The organism is Salegentibacter maritimus (genome assembly GCF_016236915.1).
GTDB lineage: Bacteria > Bacteroidota > Bacteroidia > Flavobacteriales > Flavobacteriaceae > Salegentibacter > Salegentibacter maritimus.
The window spans coordinates 1-17,567 of record NZ_JAEHOK010000001.1; the positions used below are offsets into that span (position 1 = coordinate 1).

20 protein-coding genes, 2 tRNA genes and 1 pseudogene are annotated in these 17,567 nt (G+C 35.2%); 18 read left to right on the forward strand and 5 right to left on the reverse strand.

Annotated elements, in window-relative coordinates; all coding sequences use genetic code 11:
* Positions 1 to 60: 60 nt before the first annotated feature.
* A complete protein-coding gene (locus tag I6U49_RS00005) occupies positions 61 to 918 on the reverse strand; it encodes an IS3 family transposase (protein WP_317191834.1) in 858 nt (285 codons plus the stop codon).
* Entirely contained in the window at positions 915 to 1,190 is a 276-nt protein-coding gene (locus I6U49_RS00010; RefSeq protein WP_198627104.1) for a transposase, read from the reverse strand. Before I6U49_RS00010 ends, I6U49_RS00005 begins: the two co-directional genes overlap by 4 nt.
* 332 nt (positions 1,191 to 1,522) lie before the next feature.
* Here I6U49_RS00010 and I6U49_RS00015 point away from each other — a divergent pair, with 332 nt between their 5' ends.
* The 4 genes and pseudogenes from I6U49_RS00015 to I6U49_RS17055 form a co-directional block, all read left to right on the forward strand.
* Positions 1,523 to 1,975, forward strand: a complete 453-nt coding sequence (locus I6U49_RS00015; protein ID WP_198627105.1) for a DUF1569 domain-containing protein — start codon at positions 1,523 to 1,525, stop codon at positions 1,973 to 1,975.
* A gap of 179 nt (positions 1,976 to 2,154) precedes the next feature.
* A complete protein-coding gene (locus I6U49_RS00020) occupies positions 2,155 to 2,850 on the forward strand; it encodes a hypothetical protein (RefSeq protein ID WP_198627106.1) in 696 nt (231 codons plus the stop codon).
* Between the two features lie 217 nt (positions 2,851 to 3,067).
* The gene (locus tag I6U49_RS00025; protein WP_232804597.1) at positions 3,068 to 3,976 is read left to right on the forward strand and encodes a polysaccharide deacetylase family protein; all 909 of its coding nucleotides are present in this window, start codon (positions 3,068 to 3,070) and stop codon (positions 3,974 to 3,976) included.
* A gap of 39 nt (positions 3,977 to 4,015) precedes the next feature.
* Positions 4,016 to 4,117 (forward strand): annotated as a pseudogene (locus tag I6U49_RS17055) (ISAon1 family transposase); the annotation flags it as partial.
* A gap of 191 nt (positions 4,118 to 4,308) precedes the next feature.
* Here I6U49_RS17055 and I6U49_RS00035 read toward each other — a convergent pair.
* The 3 genes from I6U49_RS00035 to I6U49_RS00045 form a co-directional block, all read right to left on the reverse strand.
* Positions 4,309 to 4,383, reverse strand: a tRNA-Pro gene (locus I6U49_RS00035).
* A gap of 180 nt (positions 4,384 to 4,563) precedes the next feature.
* A tRNA-Ser gene (locus tag I6U49_RS00040) sits at positions 4,564 to 4,646 on the reverse strand.
* 146 nt (positions 4,647 to 4,792) lie between these two features.
* Entirely contained in the window at positions 4,793 to 6,031 is a 1,239-nt protein-coding gene (locus I6U49_RS00045) for an NAD(P)/FAD-dependent oxidoreductase (RefSeq protein ID WP_198627108.1), read from the reverse strand.
* A gap of 120 nt (positions 6,032 to 6,151) precedes the next feature.
* Between I6U49_RS00045 and I6U49_RS00050 the strand changes: the two genes are divergently transcribed.
* The 14 genes from I6U49_RS00050 (at position 6,152) to I6U49_RS00115 (ending at position 17,526) form a co-directional block, all read left to right on the forward strand.
* Positions 6,152 to 7,684 carry an HAL/PAL/TAL family ammonia-lyase gene (locus tag I6U49_RS00050; protein ID WP_198627109.1) on the forward strand — a complete coding sequence of 511 codons (1,533 nt, stop codon included), beginning with the start codon at positions 6,152 to 6,154 and terminating at the stop codon, positions 7,682 to 7,684.
* A 46-nt stretch (positions 7,685 to 7,730) separates the two neighbouring features.
* Positions 7,731 to 8,462, forward strand: coding sequence for a 3-oxoacyl-ACP reductase FabG (gene fabG, locus I6U49_RS00055; RefSeq protein ID WP_193709471.1), 732 nt, complete (start codon positions 7,731 to 7,733; stop codon positions 8,460 to 8,462).
* 3 nt (positions 8,463 to 8,465) lie between these two features.
* Entirely contained in the window at positions 8,466 to 9,344 is an 879-nt protein-coding gene (locus I6U49_RS00060) for an LpxL/LpxP family acyltransferase (protein WP_198627110.1), read from the forward strand.
* Positions 9,345 to 9,355: 11 nt separating this feature from the next.
* Complete coding sequence (locus I6U49_RS00065) at positions 9,356 to 9,805, forward strand: hypothetical protein (protein WP_198627111.1); 450 nt, start codon at positions 9,356 to 9,358, stop codon at positions 9,803 to 9,805.
* A gap of 2 nt (positions 9,806 to 9,807) precedes the next feature.
* Positions 9,808 to 10,227 carry an acyl-CoA thioesterase gene (locus tag I6U49_RS00070; RefSeq protein ID WP_193709474.1) on the forward strand — a complete coding sequence of 140 codons (420 nt, stop codon included), beginning with the start codon at positions 9,808 to 9,810 and terminating at the stop codon, positions 10,225 to 10,227.
* Positions 10,227 to 11,366, forward strand: coding sequence for a beta-ketoacyl synthase N-terminal-like domain-containing protein (locus tag I6U49_RS00075; RefSeq protein WP_198627112.1), 1,140 nt, complete (start codon positions 10,227 to 10,229; stop codon positions 11,364 to 11,366). The genes I6U49_RS00070 and I6U49_RS00075 overlap by 1 nt, the downstream gene beginning before the upstream one ends.
* Entirely contained in the window at positions 11,367 to 11,987 is a 621-nt protein-coding gene (locus tag I6U49_RS00080; protein ID WP_198627113.1) for a hypothetical protein, read from the forward strand. It begins immediately after the preceding gene.
* On the forward strand, positions 11,962 to 12,219 hold the full coding sequence (locus tag I6U49_RS00085; protein ID WP_198627114.1) for a phosphopantetheine-binding protein: 258 nt from the start codon (positions 11,962 to 11,964) through the stop codon (positions 12,217 to 12,219). The genes I6U49_RS00080 and I6U49_RS00085 overlap by 26 nt, the downstream gene beginning before the upstream one ends.
* 3 nt (positions 12,220 to 12,222) lie before the next feature.
* Positions 12,223 to 13,413 (forward strand): beta-ketoacyl-[acyl-carrier-protein] synthase family protein, encoded by a 1,191-nt coding sequence (locus tag I6U49_RS00090; protein ID WP_198627115.1) that lies wholly within the window; start codon positions 12,223 to 12,225, stop codon positions 13,411 to 13,413.
* The gene (locus tag I6U49_RS00095; protein WP_198627116.1) at positions 13,403 to 14,461 is read left to right on the forward strand and encodes a beta-ketoacyl synthase N-terminal-like domain-containing protein; all 1,059 of its coding nucleotides are present in this window, start codon (positions 13,403 to 13,405) and stop codon (positions 14,459 to 14,461) included. The genes I6U49_RS00090 and I6U49_RS00095 overlap by 11 nt, the downstream gene beginning before the upstream one ends.
* A 193-nt stretch (positions 14,462 to 14,654) precedes the next feature.
* A complete protein-coding gene (locus tag I6U49_RS00100) occupies positions 14,655 to 15,221 on the forward strand; it encodes a polysaccharide deacetylase family protein (RefSeq protein ID WP_394370294.1) in 567 nt (188 codons plus the stop codon).
* Positions 15,208 to 15,828, forward strand: coding sequence for a LolA family protein (locus I6U49_RS00105; protein WP_198627118.1), 621 nt, complete (start codon positions 15,208 to 15,210; stop codon positions 15,826 to 15,828). The genes I6U49_RS00100 and I6U49_RS00105 overlap by 14 nt, the downstream gene beginning before the upstream one ends.
* A 67-nt stretch (positions 15,829 to 15,895) precedes the next feature.
* Positions 15,896 to 16,267: a hotdog family protein gene (locus I6U49_RS00110; RefSeq protein WP_198627119.1), complete on the forward strand. Its 372-nt coding sequence runs from the start codon at positions 15,896 to 15,898 to the stop codon at positions 16,265 to 16,267.
* A 59-nt stretch (positions 16,268 to 16,326) separates the two neighbouring features.
* Positions 16,327 to 17,526 (forward strand): DUF2062 domain-containing protein, encoded by a 1,200-nt coding sequence (locus tag I6U49_RS00115; RefSeq protein WP_198627120.1) that lies wholly within the window; start codon positions 16,327 to 16,329, stop codon positions 17,524 to 17,526.
* Positions 17,527 to 17,567 lie beyond the last annotated feature (41 nt).

Genomic DNA, 17,567 nt, shown 5'->3' on the forward strand with positions numbered 1-17,567 from the left:
TAAAGTACCCCCATTTGTTAGGACAGCTTTGCTGCTAAATTAAGTTCTATTTTTCATTTATCAAGCAGCCTTTCTTTTTTGGTTTAAATATCGGTTATAAGGTATTTCATTTTCTATTCCCTGGTGCCTTCTTTGGTGGTTGTAAAATTTAAAATAGGTATTGAGTTGTTGGTACAGATCTACTCCAGATTCTGGAGGATTTAAATAAATACTTTCGTACTTCACACTTCTCCAAAGCCTTTCTATAAATACATTATCGATAGCTCTTCCTTTTCCATCCATACTGAGTTTAATATTTTTAGATAGTACCCTGTGGGTAAAGATCTCTGAAGTAAACTGGCTTCCCTGATCGGTATTAATGATCTCAGGAGTCCCATGGATTTCAATAGCTTCTTCTAAAGTTTCTTTACACCACTGGGCATCCATTGAATTGGACACAGACCAGTTAAGAACATAGCGACTATGCAGGTCTATGATGGCTACCAGATACATAAAACCTTTTCGCATAGGAATGTAAGTAATATCGATCGCCCAGACCTGATTGGGACGGTCTACTGTAAGATTCCGCAATAAATAAGGATACACCTTATGTTCTTTGTTTCGCCTGGAGGTATGTTTCCCGGGCATAATAGCTCTGAGTCCCATAATCCGGGAATAGAGACGTTCAATACGCTTTTTATTGACTTTATACCCTTTATCCAGGGTAAGCCAGGTATGCATTCTCCTGGCACCTTTAAAAGGATGATGGGTATAATGTTCATCCATCAGGCGCATCAGTTCTAAATTAAGTTTACTTTCTCCACGAGGTCTATAATAGATTCCACTGCGGTGGATGTGCAATAGCTTGCATTGCTGCTGGAGGCTGAGCTTGGAATGACCCTTGCATATCATTGTTCGACGCTCTTCTAAAGGTTTTATCGCAAGGCGTTTTTTAAAAAATCATTCTCCACTTTAAGCTCCCCAATCACCTTAAGAAGTTGGTCTTTCTTTTCCTCTTCTTCTGATTTTTTTGATTTTTCCCCTTTTGAAAAAACAGTATCGGCCTCATTTAGGAAATTGCGTTTCCAGGTATTGATCTGTTGTGGAGTAATCTCAAATTTTTGTGCTAGTTCCTTGACCGTTTGACGCTCTTTCAAGGCTTCAAGAACTACTTTCGTTTTAAACTTTGAGGTAAATTTTCTTCGTGTCATAATACAGTAAAATTAAGGTTATTTTTGAACTTAACTTACTGTCCTAATTTTTGGGGGATGATCATAATGATGGCTATAAGCTGACGCATTGTTATTGTTTTAAGCTATAAACAAATATAGTCATCTATTGACTCCACGAAATTCTAACAGTTAATAAGAACAATGTTAAATCTGTCTCATATGGAAATCCTGTGCTGGTTTGCAGCTTTTAGTAAATTAGGTTCACCAGGCTTCGACTGTTTTTATATTAAAAAAGAACTAAAAACTTCTTGGCATATGATAAGTCTAAACTAGACATAAACAAGTAAATTAGATTAAATAGAATTGAATAAATGAAAACAATCTTTAATAAGAATATACGGGAAGAACTAATCGATAGAATTGAGAAAATAAGTGAAGATCATAAGGCTGAATGGGGTAAAATGAATTCTATCCAAATGCTTAAGCACAATACGTATTGGAACAAATGGATTCTTGGAAAAGAAAATCATACCTATAAACAGACCTTTTTAGGAAAAATTTTTGGAAAAATAGCTTTAAACAAAATGATAAAAGATGAAAAGTCTTTTGACAAAAATATTCCCACTTCCGAGCAGTTTAAGGTTAAGGAATTGACTGGCAAAATCGAATCTGAAAAGGCATACTGGATCTCATTAATTAAGGAATACGAAAATTTCAACAACCCTGACTTTATCCACGATTTTTTTGGCAGAATGACAAAAGAGCAAATAGGAATATTAGTTTACAAACACACCGACCATCATTTAAGGCAATTTGGAATATAAAAAAAGCTAATGCACAAAAAAATATAACTACAATTATGTTATATTCGACTAAATCTACAGCAAAATCGGGATTAGCTTTACCGATTTTGTTTTGGAATTACTTACAGATGTGCTTCTTAAAAATATTAATTTTAAATCCCTAAGTGCCAATTATACGAGACCTCGCATAATAATAGAAAATGAACAAACTCTTAACAATTTTACTTCCAATTTTTCTATTTCTGTCCTGTAAAAAGGACAAGCAATCAGAATTGCAGTTTTATTCAGAAAACCAAACTTCATTCTTCAGTTTGAGAAATGGAGACTGGACAAAGAACTCTTGGATTAGAAAACCTGAAAATCTAAAAATGGTTCACGAATCATTTAAAAAAATTGGATATAGCAAACTTGAAAATCTGATTTTGAAATACGAAAACGAATTTTTAATTCAGGATATTTATATAAAACGAAACTTTGAGGATCTAATCGATAGTTTGGAATTGACCTATGATATGCCTGAAATTCAAGGAGAATATTACGCTGAATTTTGGAATCGTAGGAGGGCAGAGAATAATGATTCAATCGTTTATGAGATTATTCAAGAAATTAATTCAATGAAATCTGATAAAAACCAACTGAATTATGAAAATCACTTTGTAAATGACACTTTAGTTGATCTTTTAAAAATTGAGGTAAACAGGGATAATCTGGATTTAAAAAAAGCGGAATCCGATTTTTATACATTAGTAAAATATGGACTTAATCAGTCGGGTTATAACCTACTTTATGAGCGATCAGAATATTCGAAATTTGAATTAGACCGAGAAGAACTAAAAATGAAATTGACAAAAGCGGCGGAATTTAAAGAACCTTGGCTTATTGACAATGAAAAATAAAGTATTTTAAGTAACTATGTATAAATGTAATTAAACCATAATCAACTATCTCAGTAGCTAAATTAGGACAGGCTGTCTCAGTATATTTGGAATTGCCAGGTTTTAAGTTTAACTGATAAACATTAAATTTAATTACACAAAGGCTCTATAAGAACCTTTCAAATATTTAAAAAACTAAATGAACATAAAACATATTCGAATAATAGTTTTAATCTTTATGAGCTTTCCCATTCATGCTCAAACTAATATTTCTATAACTATTGATGATGTTCCAAATACGAGAAATTTTAAAAAGAACAATTATCAATCCGTTTTATTACAAAAATTAGATTCACTAAGAATACCAATTGCTATTTTTATAAATGAAAAATTAATTTATAAGACTGACTCAGTTAATAAGAACTTTGAATTATTAAACAATTGGATTCAACGAGATTATGTAACCGCTGGAAATCATTCTTTCAGTCATTCAAGATATTCAGAAATAGGATATCCTTTTTTCAAGCTTGATATTGAGAAAGGGGAGGGCATATCAAGGGAGTTGACTAAAGTATACAACAAACCACTTCAATATTTCCGATTTCCTTACAATGATTTAGGTAAAGATACCACTCAACACAAACAGATTGATGCGTTTTTAAAAAAGAAAAAATACATTTCTACACCTTTTACGGTAGAGAGTTCTGATTGGATGTTTAATTATGTATACGAACACTATCTAGAAAAATCTGATTTTAAATCAGCTGCACAAATAGGAAAATTATATGTCAATAAAACATTAGAGTATTTCCAATTTTTTGATTCTCTTTCTACTCGTCTTTATGGTAGAAAAATCAATCAGATTTATTTATGTCACGACAACTTAATAAATGAAAATTATCTACCTGAAATAATTGATAAGCTCAAAAAACAGGGAAACAATCTCGTCACTCTTGAAAAGTCACTTGAAGATAAAGTTTATGAGCAAGAATCACATTACTATAAGAAAGGAGGAATATCCTGGCTTTATAGGTGGATTTCTACAGAAAATGAAAGAATGTATTGGATGAAAAATGAACCAAATATGAATAGAATCATTAATTTATATAATAGACTGGTGAACCAGGCTAATGCAAACAACAAATGAAATATATGGTGTTAAAGCTGATAATGCACCAATGCTTCAGCTGAATCTTTTAATGCAAAAATAAAAGCCTTTAGAGCACAATTAAGAGGAGTAAGAAATACCGAGTTCTTCTTATTTCGATTTGAAAAATTATTTGCTTAAAAAAGCAAAAACCCAGAAAATGGTCTTGATCCAAAATAACTCACGATAAACTCACAAATTCCCAGTGAACTCACGGTGAACTCACATAAAATTTAACACTGTTTGTTAAAATTTGAGCACAAAAAGAAAGGGTAACCATATGAAAACCATATAATTACCCTTTTTTTGTGTTAAAATATAACTTGTTAAAGTCGGGGTGGCAGGATTCGAACCTGCGGCCTCCTGCTCCCAAAGCAGGCGCGATAACCGGGCTACGCTACACCCCGAGTATTTGTTAATCGCGCTCGGCGCGATAACCGGAGAAATATCTAAATATTTTCCTGAATGAAATTTTAGCCTTTCCGATCCAAAATACTCTTTAAAAGCAATCCGGGAGACGGAGGAAGATTATCCCTATCTTTTCGGTTAGAAAAGGAGAATAATAATCCGCAGACTAAAAAATCTTGCGGAGAGACCGGGATTCGAACCCGGGCATCCAAAAAGGATGACAGCTTAGCAGGCTGCTGCATTACCACTCTGCCACCTCTCCATTGTTAATGAACTTGCAAACGATTTTGCGGTTGCAAATGTAGCTTTTACTCACATACCTTCCAAACTTTTTAAGCTTAAAGAATGCAATAAATTTAAGGCTTCTTTTTAATCGCTTTGACATCAGAATTTTAAGTCTGGAAAAAATTACATATTTATACTCTCGCTATCTATTAAAAAGGCAATATTTTGAATTATTCGTTTGTGATTTCTTACAAATGGATTCTCCTTATTCCAAACATACCCGGCCAAAACAGCGCAAATTTGTTCTTTTATTTCAGTCCTGGGCGTTTCATGAAAAAATAATTTTTGCAAATTTCCGGTATACCATTCTTTTACATACGTACTAAAGACAGAAATTCCGTTTTCCATATATTTAGCATAGTCTTGCTCCCAATTAACTTTTTCCCCCGCCATTTCAAGTTTTACTAATTTTGCGGCTTTTAGCCCAGACTCTGTAGCAAAAGCAACGCCCGATGAAAATATAGGGTCTAGAAACTCGGCACTATTTCCGGTTAAAGCATAGTTTTTTCCGTATATTTTTTTTACTCCTTTAGCAATGTTAGGTAACTTTATCGGCTCAAATAAGAACGGGTAGTCGTTAAAACGAGTTTTATAATAATCCAGTTTTTTCAACATTGCTGTAAAAGCTTCCGAATTATTATCGCTGAAACTTGAAAACCAATTGTTATTTCCAACAAAGCCCAGACTTGTATTTCCGTTAGAAAAGGGAATATACCAAAACCAGGTTTTCGTATCTAAAACTTCAAAAGTAATAAGTTCACCTTCCTTGCCTTTTGGCCTGTTTGTTTCTTTAATATGGGTAAAGATGGAAGAATTCCCGGTAATTTTCGGGGATGCGTTTAAATTTAACTGATTGGCCAACACCCGGCCGTTTCCACTCGCATCAATAATGAAGTTAGCTTTAATTTCAATTTCTTTCTCCTGGTTTGCAAGTATTTTAGTTAAAACTGTTTTGTCTTTAAAATCAACCTGTTGTACTTCGGTATTAAAATAAATCTTTACACCCTTTCGTTGAACTTCATCAGCTAAAACCTTATCAAAGTCGGCTCTGGGAGCTTGCCAGGTCCAATTCCAACCCTCACCAAATTTTTCAGAAAAATCAAATTCTCCAACTCTACCAGCTTTTATAAATCGTGCACCATATTTTTTTTGAAAACCTGCTGCTTTAAGGGCCTCTAACAAACCGGCCTCTTTAAAGTTTTCCATGCTTTTTGGCAAAAGGCTCTCACCAATGCTAAAACGAGGAAAGGAATTTTTTTCTACTACCAAACAGTCTACGCCATTATTTTCTAAATATCCTGCTGCAACCATTCCCGATGGGCCGGCACCAATAATTAAAACCTGTGCTTGAAGCTTTTCCATTTTTTAAGATTTGCCAACTGAAACTCTTTTTGTTTTTCGAATTCCAATTCTAAAAGCATCCATTTAAAATACGGCATAAATATAGTACATTTGTTAAGATTCCTAATAGTTACGCAGCTTATGCTCCATATTGATAATACGCTTAACCTTGATGATTTTGAAAAGGTTTTATTTGAAAATGTTGAAATTCAGTCTTCTTCAAAAAATATTGAAACAATTGATGCCAGTTTTAACTTCCTAAAGGAGTTTTCTAAGAATAAGGTTATTTATGGTGTTAATACGGGTTTTGGGCCTATGGCACAATATAAAATTAATGATAAAGACCGAATTCAACTTCAGTATAACTTGATAAGAAGTCACGCTTCAGGATCTGGAAAGCCTATGGATCCTTTATATGTGAAATCACTAATGCTAGCCCGCCTAAATACCCTTTCCCTGGGTAAATCGGGCGTGCATAAGTCTGTAACAAGGCTTATGCAGCAACTTATTAATAAAAATATTACACCTTTAATTTTTGAACATGGTGGAGTAGGGGCATCAGGTGATTTAGTGCAACTGGCACATTTGGCCCTGGTTTTAATTGGGGAAGGGGAAGTTTTTTATAAAGGTAAGCTTAAGGATACTGCTGAAGTTTTTAAAATCGAGAACCTTGAACCTATTAAAGTCAAAATAAGGGAGGGCTTGGCTTTAATGAATGGAACTTCGGCCATGACAGGTATTGGAATTGTAAATATTATATATGCCAGACGACTGCTAAACTGGTCGGTTTTTTGTTCTGCAGCTATCAATGAAATTGTACAGGCCTATGACGATCACCTGTCTGAAGAGCTTAATGCGGCCAAAAAGCATCTTGGTCAGCAACAGATTGCACATAAAATGCGCGATCATTTAAAAGATAGCAAGCTAACCCGCGATCGCAACCGGCATTTATATACTGATACGGCCGATAAAAACACGTATTTTAAAGCAAAGGTCCAGGAGTATTACAGCCTGCGTTGTGTTCCACAAATTTTAGGGCCGGCATACGATACTATAGAATACACGGCAAAAATCCTAATTGAAGAGGTAAACTCGGCTAACGATAATCCCATTATAGATGTAGAAAACAAACATGTGTATCACGGTGGAAATTTCCACGGAGATTATGTAGCGCTGGAAATGGATAAGTTAAAGTTGGTAGTAACTAAAATATCTATGCTGGCCGAAAGGCAGCTAAATTACCTGCTAAACAACAAACTAAACGATATTTTACCTCCTTTTGTAAACCTTGGAAAACTAGGACTTAATTTTGGCCTTCAGGGAGCGCAATTTACAGCGGTTTCTACCACAGCCGAAAACCAAACACTTTCCAACTCTATGTACATTCATAGTATCCCCAATAATAACGATAACCAGGATATTGTGAGTATGGGAACTAATGCAGCAAATATTACCAAAACAGTTATTGACAATGCTTTTGAAGTACTTTCTGTAGAAATAATTACTATTGTTCAGGCTTTACGTTATTTAAATTTTGACACAAAACTTTCTTCTAAAACCAAAAATATTTTGGAAGAATTAAACCTTATAATTCCTGAAATAAAAGCAGATGCCCCTGGCTATAGAATAAATACAATGGTAAAAGAATATCTTAAAAATAACAAAGTATACTAAGCTAAGTTTAAGCTTGAACCAAGCTTTGTCCAGAAACAAAAACCTTATGAAATACGCTCTTGTTACCGGTGCTTCCCGCGGAATTGGAAAAGCAATAGCCATAGAACTGGCCAGAGAATTAAAGTATAATATTTTATTGAATTTTAATTCGAACCTGGAGGCTGCTATGGCTACAAAGGCATTGGTGGAAGCAGAAAAAGTACATTGCGAATTACTTCAATTTGATGTTGCTGATGCGAAATCGAGTGAAAATAGAATCGTGGAATTCCAAAAAAATAATCCCGATGCAGAAATTGAAGTTATTGTAAATAATGCAGGAATAACCCGCGACGGACTTTTTATGTGGATGAAACCTGAAGATTGGCATTCGGTAATAAATACAAGCTTAAACGGTTTTTATAATGTAACCCAACCATTGTTAACAGCTATGTTGAAGAAGCGTTACGGAAGAATTATAAATATTGTATCTCTTTCGGGTGTAAAAGGAAATTCGGGTCAGGTAAATTATTCGGCGGCAAAAGGAGCATTAGTCGCAGCAACTAAAGCTTTAGCCCAGGAAATAGGAAAAAGAAAAGTTACCGTAAATGCGGTAGCTCCCGGCTTTGTGAATTCAGAAATGACCGCCAATTTTGATGAAAAAGAGCTTAAAAAGCTAATTCCATTAAATAGGTTTGGAGAAGCCGAAGAAGTAGCCAATTTGGTAAGTTTCCTGGCGTCTAAAAAAGCATCCTATATTACCGGTGAAGTCATTAATATAAATGGCGGGCTTTATTCTTAAATTATGGCAAACTGGAAAGGACAATCCCGCGGATCTGTACTGGGTTTAAAGATTTATGTTTTTATCATTAAAACTTTTGGCCTTTATGTGTCCTATTTTGTACTTCTATTTGTAGCCCTTTATTTTGTGTTTTTTGCTTTTAACGCTACCAAAAGCGTTTATTTTTTATTTAGAAAACACCTTGGTTATTCTAAAATTGGGGCTATTTTTAATATCTATAAAAGTTATTTTACTTTCGGAAGAATTCAGTTGGACCGGGTGGCTATAGCTTCTGGTTTAAAACATAAGTACACCTTTGAATTTGATGGAATTCAACATATTCAGAATTTACTAAACCAAAAAAGAGGCGGGATTTTACTTACCGCACATATCGGTAATTTCAATCTGGCCAAACATTTTTTCGATAAGAAACACGATCATAATATTATAAACCTGGTGGTAACCGATTTGGAGCATGAAGAAATCAAAAATTACCTGGAGTCGGTTACCGGGAAATCGACCATTAAACTTATTGTTTTACAAGAAGATTTATCCCATATTTTTAAAATGAACCAGGCACTTAAAAACAACGAATTACTTGTTTTTGCTGCTGACCGTTATACCCCCAAGGCCAAAACTTATACTGAATATTTTATGGGACAAGCCGTGCAATTCCCCCAGGGGCCTTTTAAACTGGCTGCTCGTAATAATATTCCTGTGCTATTTGTGCATATAATGAGAGAACAAAATTTTCATTATCATTTTTATGCCAGGCCTTATAATCCTGAGAAAAATGATGCTAAAAAATTATTAAAGGCTTATATTGAAAACCTGGAAATAATGGTAAAAAAATACCCGCACCAGTGGTATAATTATTACGATTATTGGAACGATTTCAGTTAAATTAATTTACTATGGAAGAAAATTTACTAAAAGAACCTATTTTAGAATTGGATAAAATTTTGCAGTTAATTCCGCAAAAGCCACCTTTTGTGATGGTAGACAGTTTATTGGAGTATAATGATAAAATGGGAACTACGGGTTTCACCATTCCCACAGATAATATTTTGGTTGAAAACGGTATTTTTTCTGAACCCGGGTTGATAGAACACATGGCACAAAGTATGTCGCTTTGGAGGGGATATCAGGGGTTTTTAAGCGGTCTTGATAAACCTAAAACCGGTTTTATTGGTTCGATTAAAGCAGTAGAGATTATGGAGTTGCCAAAATCGGGCAGTAAACTTATTACCCACGTAGAAATATTGCATGAAATAATGAATGTAACTTCGGTGGGTGCTCGAACCCTGGATGAAAACGGAAAGCTTATAGCAACCTCTGAGATGAAAACTGTTACGGTAGATTAATTATGCTAGAGAAATCCCTTACCTCTATTACAAAACTTAAAGTTAGGTTTCACGAGTGCGACCCTTTGCAGATTGTTTGGCACGGCAATTACTTTAAATATTTTGAAGAAGCTCGGGAAGACTTTGGTAGGGAACACGGTATTTCTTACCTGGATGCCAAAGCCAAAGGCTATTCTACTCCCATTGTAAAATCTTTTTGTGAGCATAAATTACCTTTAAAATACAGCGATTCTTTTAGGGTAGAAACCACTTTTAAAAATTCTGAAGCAGCCAAAATTAATTTTTTGTATAAAATTTACAAGGGAGAGCAATTAATTTGTACGGGGGAAACCCTACAGGTTTTTCTAGATGAAAAAGGGGAGTTAGTCCTAAATAATCCGCCGTTTTTCTTAGATTGGAAAAAGAAAATGAACTTACCTTAATGAAGAAACTCTACTTGCTAGAAGATGCAATTATCTCGCCCATGGGATTTTCTACCCAGGAAAATATAAAGGCGATTCAGGAAGAACGGTCGGGATTGAGCCTACAGCATAAGCCTAAGATTACAAACGCTGCTTTTTATGCCGCAATTATAGACGAATCACAATTAAACAGTGCTTTCGCTAGTATTGGAGAAATAAAGGGGTATACCAAACTTGAAAAAATGATGCTGCTGGCAGTGCAGCAGATCCTGGCTAAAAATCCGGGCCTGGATTTAACCACAACAACCTTAATAATCACCACCACTAAAGGAAATATAAATCTGCTAAAAGATCCCGGTATTTTTCCTGAAAGTCGCATAAAGCTTAGCGAATTGGCAAAAACTATTGGCCAATTTTTCGGATTCACCCAAGACGCCATTATAATTTCTAATGCATGTATTTCCGGTGGGCTGGGCCTTGCTGTGGCAAAACGATTAGGAAATACAGAAGAAATTAAAAATGCCATAGTGCTTGGCGGTGATTTGGTGAGCGATTTTGTGGTTTCCGGTTTTAATTCGTTTCAGGCCTTAAGTTCCAAACCTTGTAAGCCATTTTCCAAAGATCGCGACGGAATTAGCCTTGGTGAGGCAGCAGCAGCTATGCTAGTGAGTACAGAAAAACCAAAAACGTCTGAAAATATTGCATTAATTGGCGATGCTACGGTAAATGATGCCAACCATATTTCGGGACCATCCAGAACCGGGGAAGGTTTGTATCAAAGCATTCAAAAAGCCTTAAAAGAGGCTTCAATTTCTGCAAGCGACATAGATTTTTTATCGGCGCACGGCACAGCCACTATTTATAACGACGAAATGGAAAGCCAGGCTTTTCATAGATCTGCTTTACAAGATACCCCACTTCACAGTTTAAAAGCCTATTATGGGCACAGCCTGGGGGCCTCGGCCTTAATAGAAAGTATTGTCACTAAACATGCTATGCTGAAAAATGAATTATATGGCTCTAAAAATTTTGGTGAGTTAGGTGTTTCCTGGCCTTTGAATGTAGTTAAGGAGTATAGAAAGAAAGAAATTAAATACGCACTAAAAACAGCTTCGGGCTTTGGAGGCTGCAATTTGGCTTTGGTTTTTAAAAAGGAATAAATGCAACAGGATTTCTACATAAAAGATTGGGTAAAAATAAAAAGCGGAAAGGTTTTCAATTCTAAAAATGAAATTTTCTCCTCTTCAGAGAAAGACCTCAATACCTTTTTAAAATCTATGTATGATTTTTTAGAACTGAAATATCCTAAATTTCACAAAATGGATAATCTATCGAAATTGGGAATTTTAGGAACAGAAATTCTTTTTAGAGGGAAGGAAATTTCAGCAGATACTGCACTTATTTTTTCAAATAACGCGTCCAGCCTTGATATTGACAAGAAATTCCACGAAAGTATTTCAGGTTTTGCTTCCCCCGCACTTTTTGTTTATACGCTACCAAATATTGTTTTAGGAGAAATTAGTATAAAATTTAAACTGCAGAGTGAAAATGCATTTTTTGTTTCAGAAAGTTTTGATGCTGAATTACTTAAGAATTATTCCGAAAGTTTATTGACTTCAGGAAAGGCACCCGAAGTGCTTTGTGGTTGGTTAGACTTGGAAAATGAGGAATATGATGTATTTTTGTGCTTGGTTTCTCAGGAAATAAATATTCCTTTTTCCGAAGAAAATCTCAAAAAAATATATTTTGCTGAAAATGAAAAACCTACAGGCCGAACTTAAAGAAAGTATTATCGAGCAGCTTAACCTGGAAGATATGGAACCGGGCGATATTAAAAACGATGAAGCGCTTTTTGGTGACGGATTAGGACTGGATTCTATAGATGCCTTAGAACTTATTGTGCTTTTGGAAAAAGATTATGGAATAAAACTTACAGATCCTGCTCAAAGTCGTGAAATCTTTAAGTCTGTAAATAGTATGGCAGAATTTATTGAAGCTAACCGAACCAAATAATATATGAATAAAGGGGTTGCCGTAACCGGAATGGGGATTATTTCTGCTATTGGCAACAATATAGAGGAGAATTATAGGTCGCTGCTAGCTTCGAACAGCGGTATTGGTTGTTCTGAATTTTTAAAAACTACCCATACAAATATACCGGTGGCAGAGATTAAAATCGCTAACGAAACCCTTTCAAAACACTTAAATTTATCTAAAAATCATAGCTTTACACGTGCTGCGCTACTGGGTAGTTTGGCTGCCAAAGAAGCCATTGAGCAGGCAGGGATAAAAATTGATGATGAAACAGGTTTTATCTCGGGAACCAGTGTTGGTGGTATGGATGCCACCGAAAATCATTTTAAAGAATTTGTTGCCGGTAAAGCCGATAATAAACGTTTTATCCGCTCACAGCACCCGGGCTTTACTACTGAAAAAATGGCCGAATACTTTGGAATTACAGGTTTTGTAAGTACCATTAGTACCGCTTGTTCATCGGGTGCCAACGCAATTATGCTGGGGGCCAGGATGATTAAAGCAGGTAAATTAAAACGGGTAATTGTTGGTGGCACCGATTGTCTAACAAAGTTTACTTTAAATGGCTTTAATGCTCTAATGATTCTATCCAATAATCCGTGCCGGGCTTTTGATGAACATCGCAATGGGCTCAATCTGGGGGAAGGTGCGGCCTATTTGGTTCTGGAAGCCGAAGATATACTAAATGGGAAGCCTGTTTTAGGTAGGCTTAAAGGTTATGGCAATGCTAATGATGCGTTTCATCAAACCGCTTCTTCTGAAAATGGAGAAGGTGCCTATTTAGCGATGCAGGAAGCGATAAAATCGGCCGGGATTACTCCAGGAGAAATAGATTACATCAATGCTCATGGTACCGCCACTAAAAATAATGATCTATCTGAGAGTAGGGCGATACAACGAATCTTTGAGGCTGGTATTCCAGATTTTAGTTCAACCAAAGCTTTTACTGGCCACAGCCTTGCCGCCGCCGGGGCTTTAGAGGCCGTTTATAGCTTGTTAAGCCTGAGCAAGCAGGAAATATATCCAAATCTTAACTTCTCACAAGCAATGCCTGAAACCGGACTAAAACCGGTTACCGAAGTGAAGCAAAAGAAACTAAATCTTGTTTTGTCAAATTCTTTTGGGTTTGGTGGCAATTGTACCTCTTTAATTTTTGCTAAAGATGAAGCCTAAAATTTATATAAATAGTATTAGCAGTATTACGGCTCAAAGCAGAGATAAAGAAGAAAGCCCGGTTTCTTATTATAAATCTATATTTCCGGCAATTTCACCAAATTATAAGGACTATATAAAACCAATGACTTTAAGGCGAATGTCTAAAGCTATAAAAATGGGGATAAGTGCAGCAAAGATGGCTTTACAGGAAGCTGAAATTGAAAATCCTGATGCCATTATCACAGGCACCGGGGAGGGCTGCAAACAAGACACCGAAAAGTTTCTTGAAAATTTAATAGACCAGGATGAGCAATTAGTAACCCCAACTTCGTTTATTCAATCTACCCATAATACTGTTGGAGGTCAAATTGCTTTAAATCTTGGATGTAAAAATTACAATCTAACCTATACGCAAAATTCGGCTTCTTTAGAAAGTGCTTTGTTTGATACCTATTTACAGTTTTTGGAAACCTCAGGAAAGAAATCGGTGTTGGTTGGGGGAGTAGACGAGCTTTCAGAGAAAATAACAGGCTTTAGAAACCTGGACGGCCAGTTAAAAACGGGTAAAATTCATAATTTAGATTTGTTTAAAGAAGCTTCTGCCGGCACCATTACTTCAGAAGGAGCACATTTTTTTATACTTTCAACAGAAAAAAGCGGCAATTGCTATGCAGAATTTAAGGATATTTCTATAAAAAATTCAATTGAACCAGAACAAATAAATGCCGAAGTTGAAAATTTCCTTCATAAAAATAACCTTGGGATAGATGCTATAGACGCCATAGTTTTAGGTAAGAATGGGGATAACAGATACGATTATTATTATAGCATTCTTCAGGACAGCCTGTTTAAAAACACCCTGCAGTTGGGTTATAAGCATTTGGTGGGCGATTATGATACAGCCTCGGGATTTGCAGTATATTTGGCCTGTAAAATTTTAAAAAGCGGAAGTATTTCTTCGGTAATGAAACTAAATACGCTTAGGCCGGGAAAAATAAAGAATATTCTAATATACAATCAGTATCTTGGAAGTGATCACAGTTTAATTTTACTAAGTGCGGTTTAGAATTATAAACACAATAATTATTCTCTTGTTGTTTGCAGGTTTGGTGTTAGCTTTTTTTGGGCTCGCATCATTTATATATGTGTTGGCTTTTATAGTTTTTTACCTTCTTTTTTTATTAACGGTGTCCACCAATGTTCGGTTTAATTTTTTTGTGAAATCGTTTAATGAAAATCCAGGTTTAAATAAGAAACAAGTGGCGATTACTTTTGATGATGGCCCGGTTGAAATTACCCTGGAAATACTAAAAGTTCTTGCTAAATATAAGTGCAGGGCCGGCTTTTTTTGTATTGGAAAAAATATAGCAGCACAGCCTAAAATATTTAAAGAGATTATTAAAGCGGGTCATCTTGTTGGTAACCATACTTATACCCATACCCGTAAAATGGGGGCGTTAAGTGTTTCCAGAATGATTTGGGAAATACAGGAGTGCAATAAAATAGCCGAAGAAACTGCTGAGATAAAGATGAATTTGTTCAGGCCTCCTTTTGGGATAGTTAGTCCCAAAACCCAAAAAGCGCTTCAGGAAACCGGTTTGCAATCGGTAGGTTGGAATATAAGATCTTTTGATGCGGTGCTTTCTTCAGAAGAAATTATTTTAAACAGGATTAAAAAAAGAATAAAACCCGGGGCGGTAATTCTTTTGCACGATAATAATGCTAAAACCGTTAAAATACTGGAACAGTTGTTGGTATTTTTGGAACAAAATAGTTACGAGGTTGTAAGACCCGATAAATTACTGAAAATTAATGCGTATTCTTAATCTCTTATTGTTGTTTTGTAGCTTTAACCTGTTTGCACAACAAGAACTTTCTAAAGCCGAAATTGATCAATTTCGGGAAGATGTAACTGCTAAAGCTAATGAGCTGGAGACTTTACAGGCTAATTTTGTACAGACAAAGAAAATGGAGATGATCACAGATGAAACTGTGAGTCATGGAAAGTTATTTTATCAAAAACCCGACAAGCTAAAGTGGGAATATAAAGAGCCACAAGATTATGTTATTTTATTGGTCGGTAACGAATTGCACATTAATGATGCCGGTGATAAAAGTGTAAGAAATACTACTTCAAATAAACTATTTGGTAAAATAGCGAAATTAATAACCGGAAGTGTTAACGGTAACTTACTTGATGATACTGAAAATTTCAATTTTTCTTATCTTAAAGAGAACAATTATATAATCACTTCTATTGTTCCTAAAAACAGTCATTTAAAACAAATGTTCGCCGAAATACAAATGAAGTTTAACAGAGAGAATTTAGTTGAAAAAGTAAGTTTGATTGAAGAATCTGGCGACGCAACAGTTATTGAATTCAAGAAAATGGAATTAAATAAAAAGATTCCCACCTCTGTATTTCAACCTTAAATCTTGCAAAATCTGAAAACCTCAATTTTCTTTATACCTTAGCAATACATCAACAACCAACAATAATATGTTATTAAAAGATTTTTATTCTGTATTGGGTACAAAGCAGGAAGGCAAAAAAAATATTACCCAGATTGAAATTAATAAAAAACACGCTATTTACAACGGGCATTTTCCCGGAAGACCGGTAACCCCGGGTGTTATATTAATGCAATTATTTAAGGAAGAGGTAGAGCGCAATTGTGGCTGTACATTGGAGTTTAAAAAAGGGAGTAATATAAAATTTATGGCTGTTGTAGATCCCAATAAAGACGCTGTATTAAACCTGGAATCTGAAATTGAAGAAACTAATGGGGAAATAAAACTTAAAGGAATAGCCAGGAATTTAGAGGGTATATCTTTAAAAATAAATTCCTTTTACAAAAAGCTTGAATCTTAGCGGTTTAGCGTATTGCCCTTTACTTTTTAATTATACTTTTGCAAAAAAGCCACTTTAGTTTGAACCAAACACCTATTTATCAATCCAGATTTGAAGCTTTAAATTGCTGTATTCTAATTCCTACCTACAATAACGAGAAAACTCTAGGTGGTGTTCTACAGGATTTACTTCTATATACCGCCAATATTTTGGTGGTTAATGATGGTTCTACAGATGCTACGAGGGATATTCTTAAAGATTTTCAGGAAATTAATGTCCATCACTTTCAAGAAAATAAAGGAAAGGGCGAGGCTTTAAAACACGGATTCAAAGTAGCTGAAGATCTAGGTTATAAATATGCCATCACCATAGATTCTGATGGACAGCATTATCCAGATGATTTGGACATTTTTCTTACCCAATTAGAAGAAAAAAAAGAAGGTACAGAGATTTTACTGGTGGGTGATCGTAATATGGGGCAGGATGGAATTCCCGGAAAAAGTACTACCGGCAATAAATTTTCTAATTTTTGGTTTTTGGTGGTCACTGGTACCCAACTTACCGATACGCAAAGTGGCTACAGGCTTTATCCGTTAAAGGTGGTAAATAATATAAAGCTTTATACCAATAAATTTGAATTGGAAATAGAGATAATTGTCAAGGCTGCCTGGAGAAAAGTAAAAGTAAGAAACGTGCCCATAAAAGTTTTCTATGAAGAAAACCGGGTTACTCACTTTAGGCCGTTTTGGGACATTACCAGGATAACGATATTGTACATTTGGTTTGTGTTGGTGAGTTTTTTTTATATACATCCGCGTGATACTTACCAGGATTTTAGAAAGAAAGGCTATAAACGTTTTTGGAAAGAAAACATTATTAAAAGTCAGGAGCCGGCCCATAAAAAGGCGGCAGCCATTGCACTTGGTGTTTTTGTAGGAATCTTACCGTTTTGGGGGCTACATACGCTTTTGGTATTTAGTTTAGCCGCTATGTTTAAATTGAATAAAGTAGTTGCTTTTCTTTTTAGCAATATTAGTATTCCGCCGCTTATTCCTTTTATAATTTATGCAAGTTATCAGTCAGGTTCTTTGCTTACAGGACGTGGTTTTGCCTGGCAATTAAAACCTGAAGATTTTGATTCTACATCCGATATATTCTTTGGCCTTTGGCAATATATATTAGGAAGCTTCGCCCTTGCGGGAATAGCAGCTTTACTACTGTGGATTGTGTTTTATTTCTTATTTTCGGTAACGAACCAAAAACAGGTTATAAAACCTTAAATGCACACTTTCTTTCTTAAACTTTATTATTTTTTTCGAAG